This is a genomic window from Sagittula sp., assembly GCF_052825245.1.
On sequence record NZ_JBRBWD010000015.1, the window covers coordinates 115,923 to 132,565 of the forward strand.

The window sequence follows — 16,643 nt, forward strand, 5'->3', positions numbered from 1 at the left end:
GTCAAGGGGAACCCGCCATGTACCACGCTCCGCTCTGTACGCCGAATGCCGTCGCCCTGTGCGACACCACGCTGCGCGACGGCGAACAGACCGCCGGCGTCGCCTTCTCCTTCCATGAGAAGCGCGCCATCGCCCGGGCGCTGGACGTGGCGGGCGTGGCAGAGGTCGAACTGGGCATTCCCGCCATGGGTTACGACGAGGTCGCAGAGATCCGGGCGCTGGCGCAGGACCTGACCTGCGCGGTGCCGGTCGCCTGGTGCCGGCTGCGGATGACCGACCTCGACATGGCACTGAAGACCGGCGTGCGGCGGGTGCATTTCGCCGTCCCCAGTTCTGACCGGCAGCTCTCCGGCAAACTGCGGCAGGACCGCGACTGGGCGCTCCGCGAAACCGCGGCGCTGGTGTTCTGCGCCACGCAGGCCGGGCTGTCGGTCTCTGTCGGGGCAGAGGACGCCAGCCGCGCCGACCCGACCTTCCTCGCCAAACTGGCGGCGGTGGCAAAGGCCGCGGGCGCGATCCGCTTCCGCATCGCCGATACGCTGGGCGTCCTCGATCCGATGGGCGCCTACCGGCTGGTGGCGGAACTGAGCACGCGCATTTCCCTGCCGCTGGAAATCCACGCGCACAACGACTTCGGCATGGCGACGGCCAACACGATGATGGCAGCCCACGCCGGTGCCACGCACCTCTCCGTCACGGTCAACGGGCTGGGCGAGCGCGCGGGAAACGCCGCGCTGGAGGAGGTCGCCGCCGCGCTGGCCGCAAACGACATTCACACCGGGATCGACCTGCGCGCCCTGCCCGCCCTGTCGCAAACCGTCGCCCGCGCCTCGGGCCGTCCGCTGCCGGCATCGAAGCCGATCACCGGGCCGCTGGCCTTCGCCCACGAGGCAGGCATCCACGTCGACGCGCTGCTGAAGCAGGCCGACACCTACGAGGACGAACGCTGCGCACCGGGCCGTTTCGGGCGCGAGCGGCAGATCGTTCTGGGCAAGCACTCGGGCCTTGCCGGGCTGCGCGTCGCGCTTGAAGCCGCGGGCCTGCCCTCGGGCGACGACCTGATCAGCCGCCTGAAACCCCTGCTCCGTGCCCACGCAACGCGCACCAAGCGCCCGCTCGCGCCCGAGGAACTCGCGCGGCTCGCCACCCGGGCCAGCCGCTCCGCGATGATGGCCGGGGGGCAGTCATGACCCGCTTCGCCTTCATCCGCGACGACTTTGCCGCGATCCGCCAGCGCGATCCCGCGGCCCGCGGACGGCTGGAGACGGCGCTGACCTATCCCGGCCTGCACGCCATGCTAGCCCACCGCGCCGCGCATGCCCTCTGGACGAGACGTCTGAAAACGCCCGCGCGGATCATGTCCTACCTCGCCCGGATGGTCACGGGCATCGACATCCACCCCGGTGCGCGGATCGGTCCCGGCTTCTTCATCGACCACGGCGCAGGCGTCGTCATCGGAGAGACCGCCGAAGTGGGCCGCGACGTGACGCTCTACCACGGGGTGACGCTGGGGGGCGTGTCATGGTCGCCCGGCAAGCGCCATCCGACCCTTGGCGACGAGGTCATGGTCGGCGCGGGGGCCAAGATCCTCGGGCCGGTCACCATAGGTGCAGGCGCCCGGGTCGGCGCGAATTCCGTCGTCGTCGAGGACGTCCCGCCGGAGGCAACGGTCGTCGGCATCCCGGCGCGGATCGTGCAGACCCGCCAGGCCTCGCGCGATCCCTACCGCATCGACCTGAACCATCACCTGATGCCCGACCCGGTCGGGCGCAGCCTCGCGCGGCTGGCCGACCGCGTGGCCTTCCTCGAAGCGCGCCTCGCCGCGCGCGACGCCGCCCTGCGCGCCGCGGAAAGCGGCTGCACGCCACCGCCGCAGGACCACCTCCCCCACTGATCCAACCTGACCGCGAAGGAGACACACATGACCGAGACAACCGTTCTGGAGACCATCGACACCCTTTCCTCCGCCGAGGACATCTTCACCTACCTGCTGCTGCCGTTCGATCAGGAGGTGCTGAACGTCTCCCGCCTGCACATCATGCGCCGGTTCGGCAGCTACCTGCGCGACCTGGACCTCGCCGGGCAGGACGAGGATGCGATCTTCCTCGCCGCCCGGGCGGAACTGAAGCGCGCCTACGGCGACTTCGTCGAGAGCACGCCGCTGAAGGAGAAGGTCTTCAAGGTGTTCCGCGACGAGGAAGCCAAGCTGAAGGCGAAGTTCGTGGTCATCGACAGCCTGAAGGTGGCGCAATGATCCGTGTGGCGGCGCTCTGTCTGCTGGCGGGGGCCGCGCAGGGCGACCCGATGCTGCTGGCCGCCGCCTCCACCGGCGCGGCTCTGGACGCAGCCATCGAGCAGAGCGGCATCGCCGCGCTGACCAGCTACGGCGCGTCCGGCCTGCTGGCGCGGCAGATCGAACAGGGCGCACCGGCGGACCTCTTCGTGTCGGCCAATCCGAAGTGGATGGACCACCTCGTTGACGCGGGCCTTGTCGAGGGCGACGCCGTGCGTGTCCTGATGTCCAACCGGCTGGTGCTGATCGCTCCGTCCGGTTCGCGGGTCACCGCCGACACCCTGGCCACAGCCCTCGAAGGCGAGGTCTTCGCCATGGCCGATCCGGAAACCGCCCCCGTGGGCGCCTACGGCAAGGCGGCACTTGAAAGCCTCGGCCTCTGGGACGAGGTCGCGCCCGCCTTCGTGCCGATGCGCAACACGCTGGCCACCGTCGCTGCCGTGGCGCAGGGCGAGGCGGCGCTTGGGCTGGTCTATGCCTCGGACGCCGCCGGACAACCCGGCATCGCCGTGGTCTGGCAGATACCCGAGGACAGCCATCCGCCGATCCGTTACCTCGTGGCCCCGGTCGCGCAGGGCGACGATCCGGAAGGCGCCTCGGCGCTGATGGCCTTCCTCGTGTCGCCTGCCGGGCAGGCCGTGCTGGCCGCGCAGGGCTTTGTCACCCTGCCCGCAACCCTTCCGGCGGAGGGCTCATGACCCTGACGCAGGTGGAGATCGACGCGCTGACACTGTCGCTGAACGCCTCGGCGCTTGCGGTCCTGTGGTCGCTGCCTCCGGCCATCGCGCTGGGGTGGCTGCTGGGCACGCGGCGGTTCCCCGGGCATGGCCTTGTGAATGCCCTGGTCCATCTGCCGCTCGTCCTGCCGCCGGTGGTGCTGGGCTACCTGCTGCTGGTGCTCCTGGGCAGGAACGGCCCGCTCGGCAGTTTCCTTTGGACACAGTTCGGCCTGCGCATCGCCTTTTCCGAATCGGCGGTGGTGATCGCCTGCGCGGTGGTGGGCTTTCCCCTGATGGTCCGCGCCATCCGGCAGTCCGCCGAGGGCATAGATCCGCGGCTGGGCCGCGCCGCCCGGTCCCTCGGCGCGTCCGAGATCCGGATCTTCGCCACCGTCACCCTGCCGCTGATGGCGCCGGGCATCCTTGCCGGTCTGACGCTGGCCTTCGCCCGCGCGGTGGGCGAATTCGGCGCGACGATCACGCTGGCGGGCAACATTCCCGGCCGCACGCAGACCCTGCCGCTCGCCCTGTTCTCCGTCACGCAAAGCCCCGGCGGCGAAGACGCGGCCCTGCGCCTGTGCCTGCTGTCGCTGGCCCTTGCGGGCGCCGCGCTGATGGCATCGGAGGCCGTGTCGCGCCGTCTGTCACCGCAGGGAGAGCCCGCATGATCGAGATCCGCCTCGACCACCGGCAGGGCGATTTCCGCCTCACCCTCGACCTTGCGCTGGAAGCCACCGGCATCATCGGGCTGATCGGGCGCTCCGGCTCCGGCAAGTCGACGCTGTTCAACTGCCTGGCCGGACACGTCCGCCCGACCCGCGGCTGCATCGCGCTGAAGGGTCGCGCGCTCTATGCCTCGGACCGCGGCGTGAATGTTCCTGCCGCGCAGCGCCGGATCGGCCTCGTTTTCCAGGACGGGCTGCTGTTCCCGCACATGAGCGTCGCCCGCAACCTCGCCTTCGGCGCGCGCAACAGGGGTACCGACTTCTGGCACGAGGTGATCGGGGCGCTGGACCTCGGGCACCTGATGGCCGCCCGTCCCGCCCGCCTGTCCGGCGGAGAACGCCAGCGCGCCGCCATTGCCCGCGCACTGATGGCCGAACCGGAGCTGCTGCTTCTGGACGAACCCGTCTCGGCCCTCGACCCGGGGCTGAAGGCGCGCACGCTCGACCTGATCGCGCGCGTGCAGGAACGCACCCGGATCCCGATGATCCTCATCTCCCACGCACCCGAAGAGGTCGGCCGCCTCTGCGACCGCACGGTGACGCTGAACGGCGGGCGCATCCAGTCGGTCGCCACGCGCAACGCGACACCGGTTTTTCCGGCCCTCGCCCCCGCCGGTGCCATCAGGTGTGCCACATGACGCCCCGATCGCCCACGAAACGCGCAGCAACGCCGCTTTCTCTGCCGCCCGGACCTGCGCGGCCCCCCGTTCAACCGCCCCGGATGTAAGGTGACGACGATGGAAATGCTTCAGGGACTCAGCCAGCGCCAGACGCAGACCATGAGCGGGCAGATGCTGCATTCGCTGACCATCCTCGGCATGTCGTCCGAGGAACTCTCCGACTACCTCGCGGAGCGCGCGCAGGCCAACCCCTGCGTCGCGTATCGCCCGCCGGCCGCCTTCACCCGCGCGCGCTCGGAAGACTTCGACGCCGTGGCGGCCATCGCCTCCGACCGGCCCAGCCTTCTGGCGCATGTCGCAGAGCAGATCGAACTGGCCTTCCCGCAGACCGCCGACCGGCTGATCGCCCTGCGCTTTGCCGAGGCGCTGGAACCGACCGGCTGGCTCGGACAGCCCGTCGACACCATCGCCATGCTGGCCAACGTGCCGGAGGCGCGCGCCCTGCGCATCCTCGACCGGCTGCAGTCCTTCGAACCTGCCGGCCTCTTTGCCCGGAACCTCGCGGAATGCCTGACGCTTCAGGCGCGCGAGGCCGACCTGCTGACATGGGAGGTCGAGACGCTGCTGGCCAACCTCGACCTCGTGGCGAAGAACCGGCTGAAGGAACTGGCCGACCTCTGCGACTGCGAGACATCGGACATCCCCGACATCATGGCGCAGCTCAAGGGGCTGAACCCCAAGCCGGGGCTGGCCTTCGACCACACGCCCGCGCCGGTCTTTCCGCCGGACCTCATCGCCACGAAGGGGCCGGACGGCTGGACGGTGGAACTGAACCGCGCCACGTCTGCCACGATCACCGTGCAGGAAGACCGCCTTGCCGACGGCACCGCCAGCACGGAGGCCCGCGCCGCCCGCCGCCGCGCGCTGGCCGAGGCGCGCTCTCTGGCGCAGGCGCTGGAACGCCGCGGCGACACGCTCCTGCGCACGGCAGCCGTGCTGGTGGCGCGGCAGGCGCACTTCCTCGACCGCGGCCCGGCGTATCTCGCGCCCCTGACGCTGGAGGACGTGGCGGCAGAGCTTGGCCTGCACGCCTCCACCATCAGCCGCGCCGTGTCGGGCCGGATGATCCAGACCCCCACACGCGCCCTGCCGCTGCGCGCCTTCTTTGCCCGCGCGGTGGGCAGCAGCCACGACAACGACGGCGTCTCGCGCGACAGCGCGCTGCAGTTCGTCCGGCGCGCAGTGGAACGGGAAGACCCGGAAAACCCGCTGTCGGACGGGGCCATCGTCGACCTTGCCGAACGGTCCGGCCTGCGCATCGCCCGCCGCACGGTAACGAAGTACCGCCTGTCTCTCGGGCTCGGCTCTTCCTACGACCGGCGGAGGCAGGCGCTTGCCCGCAAGCGATGATCGAACGACCCACGGAATCACTCAGGTTCGGAAGGGGCCGGCACCCGTAGCCCGTGCCCGTCCCCCGCTGGCGATCCGCCCGGAAATTGCGCAGTCCTGGCGCAAATTCCGGACCATCCGGGGGCTCACCCGGCGAAATGACACCGCCCGCTCCCGCCAGGACCTCTCGGCATGGTAGAACAGTCAACGGAGGAAAGCGCCGGACCGCAAGAGCGGGCCGGTGAGACGACAAAGACTGCCGACGGGAGGAGCCGAGACGTCCTGACAGAGGGGTCCCAGATGGGCTGCATCATCCAAGACGACAAGACGGCCAAGACAAACGGCGCCGGGGAACGGCGCACCGGGAGGACCACCGCCGGCACAGGCCCCGAAACCGCGGGCATGGACCGGCTGGCGCTCGACGCGATCTACGAGATCGCCAAGACCTTCACAGCGGCGCCCGACCCGATCCAGGTCGTGCCCGATATCCTGAACGTGCTTTCGTCCTTCCTCGACCTGCGGCACGGCGTCCTGGCGCTGCTGACGGACCCGGAGACCGACGTGCCGGGCCAGCGCAACCCCTATTCCATCGCCGCCACCGCGTTCTCGCGGGATGCGACCGCACCCGCCTCCGAAGTGCTGCCGGACAGGGTGGCACGGGTGGTGTTCAGCTCCGGCGTGCCGCTGGTGTCCTTCGACCTCGCCGCGGAGTTCGGCGAGGACGCCGTGCCGACCCGCCTGCGCGGAGAAGGCCAGACACTGATCGCCGTGCCCCTGCGCGACCCGGAACAAAGCCACTTCGTGCTGGGCCTGCTCTGCGCCTTCCGCAGTCACGCGGACGCGCGCGCCGGACTGTCGGACATCGACGTGCGGGTGCTGACCATGGTCGCCTCGCTGCTGGAACAGGCGCTGCGCTTCCGCCGCCGGATCGCCAAGGACCGCGACCGGGCGCTCTCGGACACCCGCCGCCTGATCCAGTCGCTGCGCGAACAGTCGGGCGAGACGCCGGGGCCGGTCAGCTTCGACGGCATCATCGGCGACAGCCCGGCGATCTCCGACGTGATCCAGCAGGTCAAGCGCGTCGCCCCCAAGCGGACGCCGGTCCTGCTGCGCGGCGAATCCGGCACCGGCAAGGAGCTGTTCGCCCGCGCCGTGCACAGCCAGTCGAAACGACAGAAAGGCCCCTTCGTCCGCGTCAACTGCGCGGCCCTGTCGGAAACCCTGCTGGAATCGGAACTCTTCGGCCACGAGAAAGGCGCCTTCACCGGCGCGGCCCAGCTCAAGAAGGGCCGGTTCGAGCTGGCCGACGGCGGGACGCTGTTCCTCGACGAGATCGGCGAGATCAGCCCGACCTTCCAGACGAAACTGCTGCGGGTGCTCCAGGAAGGCGAGTTCGAACGCGTCGGCGGCACGAAGACCATGAAGGTCGACGTCCGCATCGTCGCCGCCACCAACCGCGATCTCGAAGCGGCGGTGGCCAAGGGCGACTTCCGCGCCGACCTCTACTTCCGCATCTGCGTCGTACCGATCGTGCTGCCCCCGCTGCGCGACCGGCCCAGCGACATCCGGCCGCTCGCGCAGCTGTTCCTCGATCAGTTCAACAAGTCGAACGGCACGAAGGTGCGTTTCGCCGCCGACGCCTTCGACACGATCTGCAAGTGCAAGTTTCCCGGCAATGTCCGCGAACTGGAGAATTGCGTGAACCGTGCCGCCGCCCTGTCGGACGGCGAAATCGTGCTGGGGCAGGAACTTGCATGCCGGCAGGGCACCTGCCTCTCGGCCGATCTGTGGCGTCTTCAGGACGGCGGATCGCCCATCGGCGGCCTCGCCTCGGGCCAGGTCGTCACCCCCGCCATTCGCCGCCCCGCGCCCCCGCCCGCGACCGAACCTGAACCCGCAAGTTTCCCCGAGGACCCGGCGCCCTTCGGACCCAGGAAGACCGCCAACACCGCCCGTGAAGAGCTGATCGCCGCCATGGAAGAAGCCGGCTGGGTCAAGGCCAAGGCCGCCCGCCTCCTCGGCCTGACACCGCGCCAGATCGCCTACGCACTTCAGAAACACGGCATCGAAGTACGCAGGATCTGACTGCTCCCCCTCTGGACGCGATCAAAAGGTGTGCTGCGCACCCGGTATTAGCGCGCTGCGCGCGCCGCCGCCTCCGGCGGGAGTATTTGCAAAGCAAAGAAGCCTCGGACCGTGCCCTGCTTCTTTGCTTCCGAAATACTCCGGGGAGCGCGAGGGGCTGGCCCCTCGCCTGCACGACACCGGGTCGGGTGCTGCGCTCAGGACGGCAACCAGTCCGGATCGCTGTCTGTCTTGAACGGGAAATAGGGGCGGAAGAAACGGGCGTCGTCTACCGTCGCCGCAACGGAAGGCCTGGTGAGCAGCCGCTTGCGGTAGCTGTGCAAAGCCCGCAGGTCCATCGGGATCGGGTGCACCCAATGCGCATAGAACAGCGCCGGGGCCGCGGCGCAGTCGGCGATGCCGAAGGCACCTGCGGCCCAGTCCCGGCCCGTCATCCATCCGTCCAGCCATCGATAGGCCTGGGTCATCTTCTCCCGCACCTCCGCCACGCCGAACGCATCTCGACAGGTTTCGGGGCGGAGTTCGTTCAGCACGATGCGCCCCACCGGCGCGTTCAGGTAGTCGTCGAAGACGGCATCCATCTGCCGCGCTTCAATGGCCGCATCTCTGTCCTTTGGCACCATGGGGGCGGCCTTGCCAAGCCCGTCGAGATATTCGACGATCGCGGCGCTTTCGATCACCACATGGCCGTCGTGATCCAGCACAGGGAACTGGCCGGTGGGCGCGGCTTCCCGGCAGAAGGCCTGGTGCTCCGGCTGCGTCGGATCGACGGTGCGCGCCTCCCAGTCCAGCCCTCGTTCGCGCAGAGCGATGTAGACCTTCCAGCAATGAGACGAGAACGGGTGGCCGTAGATCGCGATCATGACAGGCGCTCCCGGCCGAAGGTGCTCTCGATGGCACCGTCCTGCAAGCTGGCCCTGTGCTTGCGGTCCGCGGCTCTGCCCTCCCCGTCAGGGCAGACAACCTGTCCGGTGCAGGCGACGTGCGTCGCCCCGGGTGTCACCGATTGCTGCGCCCCTTCGACCCGCATGTCGTAGGCGCAGACCGGCCGCCTGCCGGGCTCGACCACGCGATGGCGCGCGGCAAGGCGCGACTGCCTGCCCGGGGGGAAGCTCTTCCAGTACCTCCTCGCCGCCGGGGCGCCAGTCCATGCGGCGGTCCGCCAGCCCCCTGCCCGCGGGTCCGGTGAACCGGCGCGCCTTCCGGTCAGGGCCCGGCCATGCGGCAAATACCCGGGCTGCCGGTGCCTTCCATCGCCGCCGGATCGGGAACGTCCCGTGGTCGGGCGCCTTACGCATTGCCATCCTCCTCAAGCATCGCGCCCAGCGCATCGAACCGCTCCTCCCAGAGCATCCGTCGCGCCCGCAGCCAGCCTTCGACCTGCGCCACGGCCTTGCGCGAGATCCGGCACTGGCGCACCCGGCCGACCTTCTCCGTGTCCACCAGTCCCGACGCCTCCAGCACCTGGATGTGCTGGTGGATCGCCGACAGGGTCGCGTCGAAGGGGTGCGCCAGGGCGCTGACCGACTGCGGCCCCCGCGCAAGGCGGTCGAGGATCGCCCGGCGCGTTCCGTCGGACAGCGCGTGAAAGGCGCGGTCCAGATCCTTCGAATACTCAACCATGCGCTGAAGTTTCGGACCAAAGCCGACAATAGTCAAGTCATCTCTTGAGTATCGTCTTTCAGCAGAGGCCCCGGTTGTCCCCTATACGACAATCCCCTGCGCCGGGCCGCTTGGCACCGATCTTGCTGAACCCATTCCGACGGACCGAACCATCAGGAAGGAAGCGCCATGAACGCGAACGTGATTTCCCTCGACGGGCTTGCCATCGGCTCGAAGGATGCCCTGACGAAGGCCATGGAGTCGGACGGCTGTTCGTCCTCGTCCTGCGGGTCTTCCGACGCGCCCGAGGACATGGACCCGGCCACCTGGGAAAAGGTCAAGGACCACCCCTGCTACTCGGAAGAGGCGCACCATTACTTCGCCCGGATGCACGTCGCCGTCGCTCCCGCCTGCAACATCCAGTGCAACTACTGCAACCGCAAGTACGACTGTGCCAACGAAAGCCGCCCCGGCGTGGTCTCGGAACGGCTGACGCCGGAGGCCGCCGCCCGCAAGGTCATCGCGGTCGCGAACGAAATTCCGCAGCTTTCGGTGCTCGGCATCGCCGGGCCGGGCGATTCCGCCTACGACTGGCGAAAGACGCGAGAGACCTTCCAGCGTGTCCACGCGCAGCTTCCCGACATCAAGCTCTGCCTGTCGACCAACGGCCTCGCCCTGCCCGACCACGTCGACGACCTCCTGGACATGAACATCGACCACGTCACGCTGACCATCAACATGATCGACCCGGAGGTGGGGACGAAGATCTATCCGTGGATCTTCTGGCAGCACAAGCGCCGCACCGGTCTGGAGGCCAGCCAGATCCTGCACGAGCGCCAGATGCAGTCGCTCGACATGCTGCACGAACGCGGCATTCTGGTGAAGGTGAACTCGGTGATGATCCCCGGCATCAACGACGCGCACCTGCTCGAGGTCAACCGGGAGGTGAAGAAGCGCGGCGCCTTCCTGCACAACATCATGCCGCTGATCTCGGCACCGGAACACGGCACGGCCTTCGGGCTGAACGGTCAGCGCGGGCCCACCGCGCAGGAGCTGAAGAAGCTTCAGGATGCCTGTGCCGGTGGCGCCAACCTGATGAAGCACTGCCGCCAGTGCCGTGCCGATGCCGTGGGTCTTCTGGGCGAGGATCGGGGGCAGGAATTCACCATGGACCTCGTGCCGGACGCGGTCACCTACGACCCGACGAAGCGCGAGGCCTACCGTGCCTGGGTGGCGGAGGAGCGCGGCGAACGCCGGGTCGCGGCAGAGGAGGCGAAGGCCGAGACGCAGGCCGCCGTCGCCGCGGATGCGGGGGCCATGCTGATCGCCGTGGCCACCAAGGGCGGCGGGCGCATCAACCAGCATTTCGGCCATGCCACCGAGTTCCAGATCTTCGAGGTCGATGCGGACGGCGTCCGTTTCGTCACCCACCGCCGTTGCGACAACTACTGCGTCGGCGGTTACGGCGAGGAGGAGAAGCTGGAACTGGTCATCAAGACGCTGGAGGGCATCGACACGATCCTCTGCGCCAAGATCGGCGACTGCCCGCGCGAGGACCTCGCCGCGGCCGGGATCGTGGCGATCCAGGATTTCGCCTACGAGTACATCGAAACCGCGGTTTCGGCGGTCTACCGCGCCAGATGCGGCCTGCCTGCGCTGGAGGCCGAGACCGCCTGACGTCACGAGGACCGCCGCGTCGCGCCCGCGCGCCGGCATGCAGGGTGGGGCTTTGCGCCACCCTCCGCCCCGACAGCCACGAGGAACCCCCATGGCCCTGACCATCGTCCAATCCAACTGCACCGTCTGCGGCGCCTGCGAGTTCGAATGCCCGAACGCCGCGATCTCCTTCAGCGACGACACCTACGTGATCGACCCGGCGCTCTGTACCGAGTGCAAGGGCAGTTTCGACACCCCGCAGTGCGCCGAGATCTGCCCGGTGCCCGAAACCTGCATCCCGGCCTGACCGGTGCCCGAAGGACCTGCCCCCGTGGACTGGCAGGGCGCGCCGCTCGACTGTGCGTCCTGCCGTTTCAACGCGCGCCTCGACCCGGGGCGCTGCGGCCTGGGCTGGTCCTGTGCGCACGACCGCTACGCCAAGCGGATCGAGCGCTTCTTCCTTCTGAACCGCGATCTCGCGGACGAATGCCTGACCCACCCCTATTTCGAGACGCGGGCCAATGCCGCGCGGGCGGCTTCCGTCTTTCGCCTGCCGCGGCTGCTGGACGACGAGGATGCGGGCGTGCGCGGCATCGCCATCCTGCGCCTGCCCCCCTCACACGCGGAGCGCGCGCTTGGCGACGGCGACCGCCGGGTGCGCATCGCCGTGGCCCACCGGCTGCCGCAGGAACGGCTCTCCGCGATGACACATGACGCCGACAGCTACGTGCGCACCATCGTCGCGCGCCGGGCCGAACCGGGGCTGCTGCCGATGATGATCGCCGATCCCGACCCGGAAATTCGCCGGATCGTCGCCCGGCGCGTGATCGACCCGATGCTCGACCGTTTCCGCACCGATCCCGACCCGCTTGTCCGGCGCGAGGCCGCCCTGCGCCGTCCCGCGCTGTTCATCGCCGACGAGGACCTGCGCGTGCGTCACGTGGTGGCCGAGAACGGCGGCCGGGCAGAGGCGGAGTTCCTCACCGGCGACCCCGACGATTTCATCCGTGAGACCGCCCGCGCCCGTCTCGCCCAGCTCCAGGAGGAAGCCTGATGTCCACCGACGACCGCGAGATCGAGGTCTACCGCGATCCGGCCTTCATGCCCGGCGACCGGGTCATCTCGAAAAAGAACGTCAGGAACGACGGCACCATGGCCGGCAAGGAGATCGGCGAAACCGTCGTGAAGAAGGGCGACGTGGGCTATGTCCGCGACATCGGCGTCTTCCTCCAGCAATTCTACATCTACGCCGTCGATTTCGTCGACCGCGCCAGCATCGTCGGCATGCGCGAGCGCGAGCTGATCCCCGACGGCCAGCAAATCCGCCGCACCGAAGACCCGTCGGCGCTGCAGTCCCACATCGTCACCCGCCCATCGGCCCGAACGCGCGAGGAGCCCGCCGAATGAAAGTCATGATCCGCGAAACCCCCAAGGGGATGGAAGCCTACGTCCCCAAGAAGGACCTCGAGGAAATGATCGTCGAGACAGAGGTCCCCGGCCTCTGGGGCGGCTGGGCGCGGCTGGCGAACGGCTGGGTTTTCGCCATGCCCGCCTTCGACGAGCCCCCCGCCCTGCCGATCACCGTCGACGCCCGCCGCCTGACCGCCGGAGAGGACTGAGCCATGACCCCGCACGACCAACTCGAACAGGCGATGAACGAAGTCGCCTCGGGCCGGCGCATCGCCTACCTCGGTCCCGAGGTCGCGGCCCTGTCGGACACCGCCGCACCGACGACGCCGCAGGCGCTTTCGGCGCTGCTGGAAAGGCAGGTGCGGGCGCCCCGCCGCGCCGCCGGCAATCTCTGGGCCGTGGCGCAGTACATCGAAAGCCGCAAGTTCCGTGCCACGCTGAACAAGCTGGTGGAGTATGCCTTCGACACGCCCGCCGCCGGGTCCAACCCGGTGCATGACTGGCTGGCCCGCGTCGGCCCGCCGATGATCGTCGACACCTGGTACGACGACGGTTTGATGCGCGCCTTCGCGGGCAAGCCGCACGGACTGGTGCAGGGCGTCAGCCGCAATGGCGAGTGGATCGACATCTTCACCCGCGCCTACGATGCGGATGGCAACCAGGTGCCTGAGGCCAGCCCGGAATGGGAGACGCTGATCTACAAACCACACGGCATGGCGCGGAAGGGATCGTCCTTCCTGATGTCGGACAGCGACTACGTGGAGGTCCTGACGGAGATCGACATCCAGCGCCCGATTCCCGAGGAGGTCACCCGCCGTCGCACCGGCCGGCCCTTCCTCTTCCTCGGCTGCCGGTTCGACGACCAGATGCTCCGCACCTTCGCCCGGCAGATCGCCAAGCGGTCCGCCCCTGGGCATGTCATGGTCATCCACGGACCGCTCACCCGGATGGAAGAGAAATTCGTGAAGGAAATGAACGCGCTGCACATCGACCTGCCGCTAGAGGCCGTGGCAGAGGCGTTGACCGTTCCCGAAGGCTAGACCCGCGGACATCACCGGGCGGCCGGTGCCGGCACCGCGTCCCCGGGGGGCGGTTCCCACGCGGCTGCCTGCAACGCGCATCGCCCCGATGCCGCGGCCCAACAGACGCGAAAGGCCCTCTGCCATCACAGCCGAAGGGCCTTTTCGCTTTGCGTCCTGAAGGAGATGGTACCACCTCCCCGGCTCGAACGGGGGACCTCCTGATCCACAATCAGGCGCTCTAACCAACTGAGCTAAGGCGGCACTGGCAGGCGATTTACAAACTGCGCCCTTGGAATGCAAGCGCTAATCCCGGAAATTTTTTCCCCGCGGCGTGCTCAGGTCGATCTCCCAGGCCTGTTCCACCACGGGCACGCCGAAGCTGATTTTCGGCTCCGACCGGAGCAGCCGCCACCCGGTTGCTGCATAAAGCGCGCAGGCCGCGCGGTGGCTTTCATGCGTCCAGAGCACCATTCTAGCATACCCCGCCTGCCGCGCAAAGGCGAGGTTCTCGGCCAGCAGCCGCCGCCCCAGCCCCTTGCCGCGCGCCTCCGGCATCAGGAGGAACAGCCGCAGCTTTGCCGCGTCGGGATCGTCGGAGCGGGCGCAGAAGATGCTGCCCAGCCGGGCGCCATCCTCCCACGCGATGAAGGCCCGTTCCCGCGCCGGATCGCGGCGTGCGACGAAATCGTCAAGCACCTGCCGCACCAGCACCGGGAAGCTGTCGTCGAACCCCTCGTCCCGCGCATAGAGACGCCCGTGCTGGGTCACCAGCCAGTCTGCGTCGCCCTCGCCCAGATCGCGCAATTCCACCGTCATCGTCCCATCCTCCTGCGCTTGCATCAAAGCGCGGCGGTGGCTAACTGACAAGATCACCGCGAGGGACAGCCATGAGCATCAACGACGAAAGCGAAATCGAGGCCAACCTGCAGATCGGCCCGACCGACCTGGGCATGGTCCGGATGTACATCTTTGCCGGGGACCTGGAGATCCCGATGGACTTCGACCCCGAAGAGGCCGAGGACATCGCCGAGGAACTGCGCGCCGCCGCGGCGACCGCCCGCGGCATGAAACCGAAGAATAAGAAGCGCTGAACGCGGCGGCGCCGACCACCGTCGCAACGGAACGCGCGGCGCCCTCAGCCCCAGCCGTCCAGCACCGCACCCGGGTCGCGCAGGCCCTGCAGGCGCCGGGCGGCATGGAAGGCGAACTTCTGCATCAGCACCTTGCGCCGCGCGCCCGGCAGCTTGGATTCCGGGGACATGCGCAGGATCTCCGCATCGTAGCCGTCGGCGACGATCAGGCCGGTGCCCTCGGGCAGCAGGTCGGTCGGAAAATCCTGATCCACGGCCCAGAAGTAGCGGTCGCACCAGTCGAGGTAGCCCTGCCACTTGGCGTCGCACATGAAGTCCGCGCGCGAGGACTTGCATTCGACCACCCAAAGCTCTCCCTTCGGGCCAAGCGCCATCACGTCGACCCTCAGGCCGCGCTCGGGCACGAATTCCTCCACCGTGGCAAAGCCGTGTGTCGCAAGGTGGCGGCACACGCCCCGGGCCAAGAGCTGCCCCGGCATCAGGCCGGAATCCAACAGGGTGTCACGCAATTCCATGCTGAAAACATATGAACAATACGTGAACAAATGCAACCCCCACGGCGAGAGGCGTTGCAAATTGCCGCCCAGGGGTCATGTTTTACGGGCCGGCCGGTTTTGGCCGACGCGCACGGAGACCGCATGAGCCAGAGCCCACGACAGGACACCGTCCCCCTCAGCCGGGAGGCCGCGCGCGGTGTGCGCAACGCCCGCGACCTCGAAGGTCACATCACGTGGCTCGACACCTTCTCCGGCACGGCGCTCGGCGTGCTGTCGGTGGCCTCGGGCATCTACACCTACCTCGGGGTGAGTTCCCTGCTGGACGAGAACGGCGCCATGTCGGTCTTTGCCGCCATCGCCTATTCGACGGCCGTCTCGGTCGGCATCTTCGTCTTCTGGTCCTACATGCTGCGGCTTTTCCCGGCCGTCACCACGACGCGCGCCCGCACCGGCCTTCTGGCCGCGATGGGCATGGGCAGCCTCGCCATCGTCGCCATGTCGTCCTGGCTGAACGCAGCCGCGCTGGCCGGGTCGGCGGCGGTGGAGCAGCACCTCGCCAAGACCGTGCAGGACTACCAGACGGCGCTGGAGCGCGCCCACGAGATCGCCCTCACCGGGCAGGCGCTGGAACGCGACGTCGCCCGCGTGCGGCAATCGTTCGAGGACCTGTCGGAGCAGGAGGCGCAGGGCTCGCTCTCCGGCCTCGCAGGCCGCGGCGCGGTCTTCCGCGTGCTGCGCCAGAAGTCGGCAGAGCTCTCGGCGCTGGAAACCCAGATCGCCGAACAGACCCCGCTGGTCGAAAGCGCCTTTACCGAGGGCAACACCATCCTGTCGCGGATGCGCGCCCTGACGGTGGAGCCGGGCAGCGTGGAGGCCCGCTCCATCGAGTTCTCGGAGGCCGCGGTGCGCCTTCAGGGCCTGATCACCCAGCTTCGGCAACTGTCGGTGGCGCAGCTCGTGGAACGGGCGGCGCAGGACCTCGCCGCCTCCGTGGTGTTGCCGGAGCTCGACAGCTCCACCGCCGCAGGACGGGCCGACCAGTCCGCCACCATCTCCTCGGTGCTGGAAGTGCTGGGCAGCCGCGCCGCGACGCTGGAACGGGCGGCGCAGAACGTGCAGGCGCTGGAAAGCCCGACCGACGTGACCTACACGCCGATCTCCGCCGCCGACGCGGTGATCCTCTACGCCCGCAACTTCGTGCCGTCCTGGGCCGGGGCCATCGCCATCGACCTCCTGCCCATGGTGCTGGTCTTCATCCTCGCCATCACCCAGGGCGCGATCCGCCACGGGCGCGACGGCACGGGGATCGAGGACACGCTGACGCTGGCCGAGCTGCGCGCCGCCGTCACCGCCCTGCGCGACGTGGAGCAGCTCTCGGCCCCGCCCCCGGCCACGACCGCCGCCCCCACCGTCCTGACCCCGGACCCCGCCCCGAAACCGCAGGAGCCGCCGCGCGAGGCTGCCGAATGAACGCCGGTGAAACGACAGACGCGCAGGCGTCAAGCGCCTGCATGGCGGGCCGTGCGGTGCAACG

At 69.0% G+C, this 16,643-nt stretch carries 20 protein-coding genes and 1 tRNA gene; 16 read left to right on the forward strand and 5 right to left on the reverse strand.

The genetic code is table 11. From position 1 onward, the window contains the following. The first annotated feature begins 17 nt into the window (after positions 1-17). The 8 genes from nifV to nifA all read left to right on the forward strand — a co-directional run bounded on the left by nifV (position 18) and on the right by nifA (position 7,831). A complete protein-coding gene (nifV, locus tag ACU0DV_RS05190; protein ID WP_446241182.1) occupies positions 18-1,190 on the forward strand; it encodes a homocitrate synthase in 1,173 nt (390 codons plus the stop codon). After that, positions 1,187-1,894 (forward strand): serine O-acetyltransferase, encoded by a 708-nt coding sequence (gene cysE, locus ACU0DV_RS05195; RefSeq protein WP_283980751.1) that lies wholly within the window; start codon positions 1,187-1,189, stop codon positions 1,892-1,894. The genes nifV and cysE overlap by 4 nt, the downstream gene beginning before the upstream one ends. Before the next feature lie 27 nt (positions 1,895-1,921). Next, complete coding sequence (nifW, locus tag ACU0DV_RS05200; RefSeq protein ID WP_100929772.1) at positions 1,922-2,254, forward strand: nitrogenase stabilizing/protective protein NifW; 333 nt, start codon at positions 1,922-1,924, stop codon at positions 2,252-2,254. Further along, on the forward strand, positions 2,251-2,991 hold the full coding sequence (gene modA, locus ACU0DV_RS05205; protein WP_446241183.1) for a molybdate ABC transporter substrate-binding protein: 741 nt from the start codon (positions 2,251-2,253) through the stop codon (positions 2,989-2,991). The genes nifW and modA overlap by 4 nt, the downstream gene beginning before the upstream one ends. Continuing rightward, positions 2,988-3,680: a molybdate ABC transporter permease subunit gene (gene modB, locus ACU0DV_RS05210; protein ID WP_446241184.1), complete on the forward strand. Its 693-nt coding sequence runs from the start codon at positions 2,988-2,990 to the stop codon at positions 3,678-3,680. The genes modA and modB overlap by 4 nt, the downstream gene beginning before the upstream one ends. Continuing rightward, positions 3,677-4,375: an ATP-binding cassette domain-containing protein gene (locus ACU0DV_RS05215; protein ID WP_446241185.1), complete on the forward strand. Its 699-nt coding sequence runs from the start codon at positions 3,677-3,679 to the stop codon at positions 4,373-4,375. The genes modB and ACU0DV_RS05215 overlap by 4 nt, the downstream gene beginning before the upstream one ends. A 99-nt stretch (positions 4,376-4,474) precedes the next feature. Beyond that, positions 4,475-5,767: an RNA polymerase factor sigma-54 gene (rpoN, locus tag ACU0DV_RS05220; RefSeq protein WP_370312594.1), complete on the forward strand. Its 1,293-nt coding sequence runs from the start codon at positions 4,475-4,477 to the stop codon at positions 5,765-5,767. 381 nt (positions 5,768-6,148) lie between these two features. After that, entirely contained in the window at positions 6,149-7,831 is a 1,683-nt protein-coding gene (gene nifA / locus ACU0DV_RS05225; protein ID WP_100931003.1) for a nif-specific transcriptional activator NifA, read from the forward strand. Positions 7,832-8,028: 197 nt separating this feature from the next. On the opposite strand, the gene ACU0DV_RS05230 is transcribed toward nifA, so the two are convergent. Together ACU0DV_RS05230 and ACU0DV_RS05235 are read right to left on the reverse strand one after the other, a co-directional pair. Continuing rightward, entirely contained in the window at positions 8,029-8,694 is a 666-nt protein-coding gene (locus ACU0DV_RS05230; protein ID WP_446241186.1) for a glutathione S-transferase family protein, read from the reverse strand. 427 nt (positions 8,695-9,121) lie between these two features. Then, positions 9,122-9,490, reverse strand: a complete 369-nt coding sequence (locus tag ACU0DV_RS05235) for an ArsR/SmtB family transcription factor (protein ID WP_446241187.1) — start codon at positions 9,488-9,490, stop codon at positions 9,122-9,124. 132 nt (positions 9,491-9,622) lie between these two features. Here ACU0DV_RS05235 and nifB point away from each other — a divergent pair, with 132 nt between their 5' ends. The 6 genes from nifB to ACU0DV_RS05265 all read left to right on the forward strand — a co-directional run bounded on the left by nifB (position 9,623) and on the right by ACU0DV_RS05265 (position 13,539). Beyond that, a complete protein-coding gene (nifB, locus tag ACU0DV_RS05240) occupies positions 9,623-11,110 on the forward strand; it encodes a nitrogenase cofactor biosynthesis protein NifB (protein WP_100929764.1) in 1,488 nt (495 codons plus the stop codon). 91 nt (positions 11,111-11,201) lie between these two features. Next, on the forward strand, positions 11,202-11,396 hold the full coding sequence (locus ACU0DV_RS05245) for a 4Fe-4S binding protein (RefSeq protein ID WP_100929763.1): 195 nt from the start codon (positions 11,202-11,204) through the stop codon (positions 11,394-11,396). Positions 11,397-11,420: 24 nt separating this feature from the next. After that, positions 11,421-12,143, forward strand: coding sequence for a 4Fe4S-binding leucine-rich repeat protein (locus ACU0DV_RS05250; protein WP_254698173.1), 723 nt, complete (start codon positions 11,421-11,423; stop codon positions 12,141-12,143). Continuing rightward, positions 12,143-12,496: a nitrogen fixation protein NifZ gene (locus tag ACU0DV_RS05255; RefSeq protein WP_446241188.1), complete on the forward strand. Its 354-nt coding sequence runs from the start codon at positions 12,143-12,145 to the stop codon at positions 12,494-12,496. The genes ACU0DV_RS05250 and ACU0DV_RS05255 overlap by 1 nt, the downstream gene beginning before the upstream one ends. Then, positions 12,493-12,708, forward strand: coding sequence for a putative nitrogen fixation protein NifT (gene nifT / locus ACU0DV_RS05260; RefSeq protein ID WP_100929760.1), 216 nt, complete (start codon positions 12,493-12,495; stop codon positions 12,706-12,708). Before ACU0DV_RS05255 ends, nifT begins: the two co-directional genes overlap by 4 nt. A 3-nt stretch (positions 12,709-12,711) precedes the next feature. Then, positions 12,712-13,539: an SIR2 family NAD-dependent protein deacylase gene (locus ACU0DV_RS05265; protein ID WP_446241189.1), complete on the forward strand. Its 828-nt coding sequence runs from the start codon at positions 12,712-12,714 to the stop codon at positions 13,537-13,539. 166 nt (positions 13,540-13,705) lie between these two features. Here ACU0DV_RS05265 and ACU0DV_RS05270 read toward each other — a convergent pair. Both ACU0DV_RS05270 and ACU0DV_RS05275 read right to left on the reverse strand, forming a co-directional pair. Continuing rightward, positions 13,706-13,782, reverse strand: a tRNA-His gene (locus tag ACU0DV_RS05270). Between the two features lie 42 nt (positions 13,783-13,824). Then, positions 13,825-14,337 carry an N-acetyltransferase family protein gene (locus ACU0DV_RS05275; protein ID WP_446241190.1) on the reverse strand — a complete coding sequence of 171 codons (513 nt, stop codon included), beginning with the start codon at positions 14,335-14,337 and terminating at the stop codon, positions 13,825-13,827. 71 nt (positions 14,338-14,408) lie between these two features. Here ACU0DV_RS05275 and ACU0DV_RS05280 point away from each other — a divergent pair, with 71 nt between their 5' ends. Further along, positions 14,409-14,612, forward strand: a complete 204-nt coding sequence (locus ACU0DV_RS05280) for a DUF6324 family protein (RefSeq protein ID WP_446241191.1) — start codon at positions 14,409-14,411, stop codon at positions 14,610-14,612. 44 nt (positions 14,613-14,656) lie between these two features. Here the strand turns inward: ACU0DV_RS05280 and ACU0DV_RS05285 are convergent, their stop codons facing one another. Then, positions 14,657-15,127: an MmcB family DNA repair protein gene (locus tag ACU0DV_RS05285; protein ID WP_254698168.1), complete on the reverse strand. Its 471-nt coding sequence runs from the start codon at positions 15,125-15,127 to the stop codon at positions 14,657-14,659. Between the two features lie 123 nt (positions 15,128-15,250). Between ACU0DV_RS05285 and ACU0DV_RS05290 the strand changes: the two genes are divergently transcribed. Beyond that, positions 15,251-16,579, forward strand: a complete 1,329-nt coding sequence (locus ACU0DV_RS05290; protein ID WP_370312602.1) for a hypothetical protein — start codon at positions 15,251-15,253, stop codon at positions 16,577-16,579. Positions 16,580-16,643: the final 64 nt, after the last annotated feature.

Excerpts from the sequence above, each read along its gene's own strand:
- nifV (WP_446241182.1), top strand. The coding sequence starts at position 18 with ATGTACCACGCTCCGCTCTGTACGCCGAATGCCGTCGCCCTGTGCGAC.
- cysE (WP_283980751.1), top strand. The coding sequence starts at position 1,187 with ATGACCCGCTTCGCCTTCATCCGCGACGACTTTGCCGCGATCCGCCAG.
- nifW (WP_100929772.1), top strand. The coding sequence starts at position 1,922 with ATGACCGAGACAACCGTTCTGGAGACCATCGACACCCTTTCCTCCGCC.
- modA (WP_446241183.1), top strand. The coding sequence starts at position 2,251 with ATGATCCGTGTGGCGGCGCTCTGTCTGCTGGCGGGGGCCGCGCAGGGC.
- modB (WP_446241184.1), top strand. The coding sequence starts at position 2,988 with ATGACCCTGACGCAGGTGGAGATCGACGCGCTGACACTGTCGCTGAAC.
- ACU0DV_RS05215 (WP_446241185.1), top strand. The coding sequence starts at position 3,677 with ATGATCGAGATCCGCCTCGACCACCGGCAGGGCGATTTCCGCCTCACC.
- rpoN (WP_370312594.1), top strand. The coding sequence starts at position 4,475 with ATGGAAATGCTTCAGGGACTCAGCCAGCGCCAGACGCAGACCATGAGC.
- nifA (WP_100931003.1), top strand. The coding sequence starts at position 6,149 with ATGGACCGGCTGGCGCTCGACGCGATCTACGAGATCGCCAAGACCTTC.
- ACU0DV_RS05230 (WP_446241186.1), bottom strand. The coding sequence starts at position 8,694 with ATGATCGCGATCTACGGCCACCCGTTCTCGTCTCATTGCTGGAAGGTC.
- nifB (WP_100929764.1), top strand. The coding sequence starts at position 9,623 with ATGAACGCGAACGTGATTTCCCTCGACGGGCTTGCCATCGGCTCGAAG.
- ACU0DV_RS05245 (WP_100929763.1), top strand. The coding sequence starts at position 11,202 with ATGGCCCTGACCATCGTCCAATCCAACTGCACCGTCTGCGGCGCCTGC.
- ACU0DV_RS05255 (WP_446241188.1), top strand. The coding sequence starts at position 12,143 with ATGTCCACCGACGACCGCGAGATCGAGGTCTACCGCGATCCGGCCTTC.
- nifT (WP_100929760.1), top strand. The coding sequence starts at position 12,493 with ATGAAAGTCATGATCCGCGAAACCCCCAAGGGGATGGAAGCCTACGTC.
- ACU0DV_RS05265 (WP_446241189.1), top strand. The coding sequence starts at position 12,712 with ATGACCCCGCACGACCAACTCGAACAGGCGATGAACGAAGTCGCCTCG.
- ACU0DV_RS05275 (WP_446241190.1), bottom strand. The coding sequence starts at position 14,337 with ATGACGGTGGAATTGCGCGATCTGGGCGAGGGCGACGCAGACTGGCTG.
- ACU0DV_RS05280 (WP_446241191.1), top strand. The coding sequence starts at position 14,409 with ATGAGCATCAACGACGAAAGCGAAATCGAGGCCAACCTGCAGATCGGC.
- ACU0DV_RS05285 (WP_254698168.1), bottom strand. The coding sequence starts at position 15,127 with ATGGAATTGCGTGACACCCTGTTGGATTCCGGCCTGATGCCGGGGCAG.
- ACU0DV_RS05290 (WP_370312602.1), top strand. The coding sequence starts at position 15,251 with ATGAGCCAGAGCCCACGACAGGACACCGTCCCCCTCAGCCGGGAGGCC.